Here is a 4,328-nt window from a genome sequence, read left to right as displayed (position 1 = left end):
GCCGGGGTCGACTGGACCGCGTTCTACGCCGGTACCGGCGCCCGCCGGGTCGACCTGCCCACCTACGCCTTCCAGCGCGAACGCTACTGGCTCGCGCCGAACACCGGAGCCGGCGACGCGACCGCGGCCGGACTCGGCCGCTTCGACCACCCGCTGCTCGCGGCGGCGGTCTCCGTCGGCGACCGGGACGAGTGGGTCTTCACCGGTCGGCTGTCCACCGACAACCACCCCTGGGCCGCCGAGCACGTGCTGCTCGGCAACATCGTGGTGCCCGGCACCGGGCTGGTCGAGCTGGCGCTCGCCGCCGGCCGGCGGACCGCGGCCCCGGTCCTGGACGAGCTGGTGCTGGCCGCGCCGCTGCTCCTGGAGGCCGGCTTCGCACGGCAGTTGCAGGTCACCGTGGGAGAGGCCGACGACGACGGCCGCCGGGACGTGGCGATCTACTCGCGCCCGGAAAGCGGCGCCGACGACGGCGAGCGGGACGTCACCTGCCACGCGCGCGGCGTGCTCGGCCCGGTGGCCGGGCCCGCCCCGGCCTGGCCCGAGGAGTGGCCGCCGGAGGGCGCCGAACCGCTCTCGGTCGACGAGCTCTACGCCAACCTCACCGACCTCGGCTACGACTACGGCCCCGTCTTCCAGGGCATGCGTGCCGCCTGGCGCGACGGCGACGAGACCTATGCCGAGGTGGAACTGCTGGAGGGCTCCGGAGCCGAGGCCTACGGCATCCACCCGGCGCTGTTCGACGCCGCGCTGCAGAGCGGCGTCATCCTGGTGACCGAGCGCGACCGCAGCCGGCACAAGATGCCGTTCAGCTGGACCGGCGCCCGGCTCGAGCAGCGCGGCCTCTCCCGGCTGCGCGTCCGCGCCGTCGTCACCAGCGACTCCTCGCTGCGGCTGGACGCCGTCGACGAGAACGGTGCGGCGGTCGTCTCGGTCGACTCGGTCGTCGTCCGGCCGGTCGAGCAGGCGCAGCTGGAAGAGGCGCAGCGCGGCCGGCAGAGCCCGCTGTACCGGGTCGACTGGGCCCCGGTCGCGGCCGAGGGCACCGCCGAGCCGGTCCGCCCGGCCTTCCTGGGCGGGGACGGCGCCGGCGCGGAGGACCACTACCCGGACCTGGACGCGCTGGAGCGCGCGCTCGCCGACGGCACCGAGGCACCGCGAGCGGTCGTCGCCGCGATCGAGACCCCCTCCGGCGACACGCCGGAGGCGGCCCGCGCGGTGGCCGGCACCGTACTCGGCCTGGTGCAGCGGTGGCTGACCGGCCCGTGGCCGGCCGAGGCCCAGCTGATCGTGGCGACCCGCGACGCGGTCGCGGTGGACACGGAGACGCCGGACGTCGCCCAGGCCGCCGCCTGGGGTCTGGTGCGCAGCGCGCAGTCCGAGCACCCGGGCCGGATCCGGCTCGTGGACCTCGAGGACACCGAGCCGGACTGGGGCGCCCTGCTCGCCGTCGACGAGCCGCAGCTGGCAGTGCGCGACGGCAGGCTGCTGGCGCCGCGGCTGGGCCGCGCCGACACGGCTCCGGGCGGCACGCTGCCGCTGGACCCGGAGGGCACGGTGCTGATCACCGGTGGTACCGGTGGTCTGGGCGCGGTGTTCGCCCGGCATCTGGCCGAGCGGCACGGCGTGCGTCGGCTGCTGCTGGTCAGTCGTCGTGGTCCGGCCGCCGACGGGGTGGCCGAGCTGGTCGGTGAGCTGGCGGAGCTGGGTTGTGCGGCGCGGGTCGAGGCGTGCGACGTGGCGGACCGGGAGCAGCTGGCGGGTCTGCTGGGCTCGTTGGAGCAGCCGCTGACCGCGGTGGTGCACGCCGCGGGTGTGCTGGACGACGGTGTGATCGAGGCGCTCACCGCCGAGCAGCTGGAGCGGGTGATGCGGCCGAAGCTCGACGCCGCCTGGCACCTGCACGAGCTGACCGCGGACACCGAGCTGTCGGCGTTCGTGCTGTTCTCCTCGGTCGCGGCGCTGATGGGCAGCGCCGGCCAGGCCAACTACGCGGCCGCCAACTCCTCCCTGGACGCGCTCGCGCAGCTGCGGCGCGCGGCCGGGCTGCCGGCCACCTCCCTCGCGTGGGGCCTGTGGTCCGACGCGCGGGGCATGGCGGGCGAACTCGGCGAGGCCGACCTCGCCCGACTGGAGCGGATGGGCGTCGGCGCGCTGTCGGCGGAGCTCGGACTGGAGCTGTTCGACCAGGCGATGGCGTCGGACGCCGCGCTGCTGGCCCCGGTGCGCCTGGACGTGCCCGCGCTGCGGGTGCAGGCGCGGGCGGGGATGCTGCCGGCGCTGCTGCGCGGGCTGGCCCCGGTGCCGGCCCGCCGCGCCGACGCCAGCGGTTCGCTGGCCCAGCGGCTCGCCGGGACGGCCGAGGCCGACCGGGAACGCCTGGTGCTGGAGGTGGTGCAGGCGCAGGCCGCGGCCGTCCTCGGCCACGCGTCCGCCGCCGCCGTCGACGGCGAACGGGCCTTCAAGGACCTCGGCTTCGACTCGCTGAGCGCGGTCGAACTGCGGAACCGGCTGAACCAGGCCACCGGGGTCCGGCTGCCCGCCACCCTCGTCTTCGACCACCCGACGCCGGCCGCGGTCGCCCGGCTGGTCCTCAGCGAGATCGGCGGGATCGCTGCGGCGGCACCGCGCGCCGCGGCGCGGCCGCGGCGGGTGCAGGCCGACGAGCCGCTGGCCATCGTGGGCATGAGCTGCCGCTACCCGGGCGGTGTCATGTCGCCCGACGGGCTGTGGGAACTGGTCGATTCGGGCCGCGACGCGGTGTCCGGGCTGCCCACCGACCGCGGTTGGGACGTGGAGCGGCTGTACGACCCGGACCCCGACCAGCTGGGCACGGTGTACACGCGCGGCGGCGGCTTCCTGGAGCGGCCGGGCGAGTTCGACGCGGAGTTCTTCGGGATCAGCCCGCGTGAGGCGCTGGCCATGGACCCGCAGCAGCGGTTGCTGCTGGAGGGCGCCTGGGAGGCGTTCGAGGACGCGGGCATCGACCCGACCTCGCTGCGCGGCAGCGACACCGGTGTCTTCTGCGGCGTGGTCACCACGGACTACGGCGACGCGATGACGCCGGAGCTGGAGGGGTACCGCCTGACCGGCAACACCACCAGCGTGGCGTCCGGCCGTATCTCCTACACCCTGGGCCTGGAAGGGCCCTCGATGTCGGTGGACACCGCCTGCTCCTCCTCGCTGGTGGCGCTGCACCAGGCGGCGCAGGCGCTGCGGTCCGGCGAGTGCTCGATGGCGCTGGTCGGCGGTGTGACCGTGATGGCCGGCCCGTACCTGCTGACGGAGTTCAGCCGGCAGCGGGCGCTGTCCCCGGACGGCCGCTGCAAGGCCTACTCGGCGTCCGCGGACGGCACCGGGTTCGCCGACGGTGTGGGCCTGATCGTGCTGGAGCGGCTCTCGGACGCCCGGCGCAAGGGGCACAACGTGCTGGCCGTGGTGCGCGGTTCGGCGGTGAACCAGGACGGTGCGAGCAACGGTCTGACCGCGCCGAACGGCCCCTCGCAGGAGCGGGTGATCCGGGCCGCGCTGACCAACGCCGGTCTCGGCCCGGCCGACGTGGACGCGGTGGAGGGTCACGGCACCGGCACCAAGCTGGGTGACCCGATCGAGGCGCAGGCGCTGCTGGCGACCTACGGCCGGGAGCGGGCCGACGGCCCGCTGCGGCTGGGATCCATCAAGTCCAACATCGGCCACACCTCGGCGGCCGCCGGTGTGGCGGGCGTCATCAAGATGGTGATGGCGATGCGGCACCAGGTGCTGCCCCGCACCCTGCACGTCGACGAGCCCTCGCCGCACGTCGAGTGGGACGCGGGCGAGGTCCAGCTGCTCACCGAGGCACAGGACTGGACGGCCTCCGCGGGCCGGCCGCGTCGCGCGGGCGTGTCGTCGTTCGGTGTCAGCGGCACCAACGCGCACGTGATCCTGGAGGAGGCGCCCGCGCAGACCCGGCAGCCCGCGCAGCAGGACGAGCCCAACCCGCCGGCGGTGGTGCCGGTGCTGGTCTCCGGCCGCACCGAGGCGGCGCTGCGGGCCCAGGCCGAGCGGCTGCTGGCCCACCTGACCGAGCACTCCGAGGTCTCGCTGCTCGACGCCGGTTTCACCGCGGCGACGGCGCGTGCGCATCTGGAGCGTCGTGCGGCGGTGGTGGCGGCCGATCGGGGTGCGCTGCTCAGTGGTCTGGGCGCGCTGGCGGCGGGGGACCCGGCCGCGAACGTGCTGCAGGGCGATGTGGTGGGCGGCAAGGCGGTGTTCGTGTTCCCCGGTCAGGGGGCGCAGTGGGCGGGTATGGCGGTGGAGCTGCTGGGCTCTTCGCCGGTGTTCGCCGA

General features: G+C 75.6%; 1 protein-coding gene. It reads left to right on the top strand.

The genetic code is table 11. From position 1 onward, the window contains the following. A partial coding sequence (locus ACH4B3_RS34155; RefSeq protein WP_398469667.1) for a type I polyketide synthase occupies positions 1–4,328 on the top strand: 4,328 nt, incomplete at both ends.

This window comes from Streptomyces sp. NPDC018031 (assembly GCF_044327625.1).
In the GTDB taxonomy this organism is placed as follows: Bacteria; Actinomycetota; Actinomycetes; order Streptomycetales; family Streptomycetaceae; genus Streptomyces.
The sequence above is the reverse complement of the archived record's forward strand: the minus strand, read 5'-3'. Positions and strand labels throughout refer to the sequence as shown.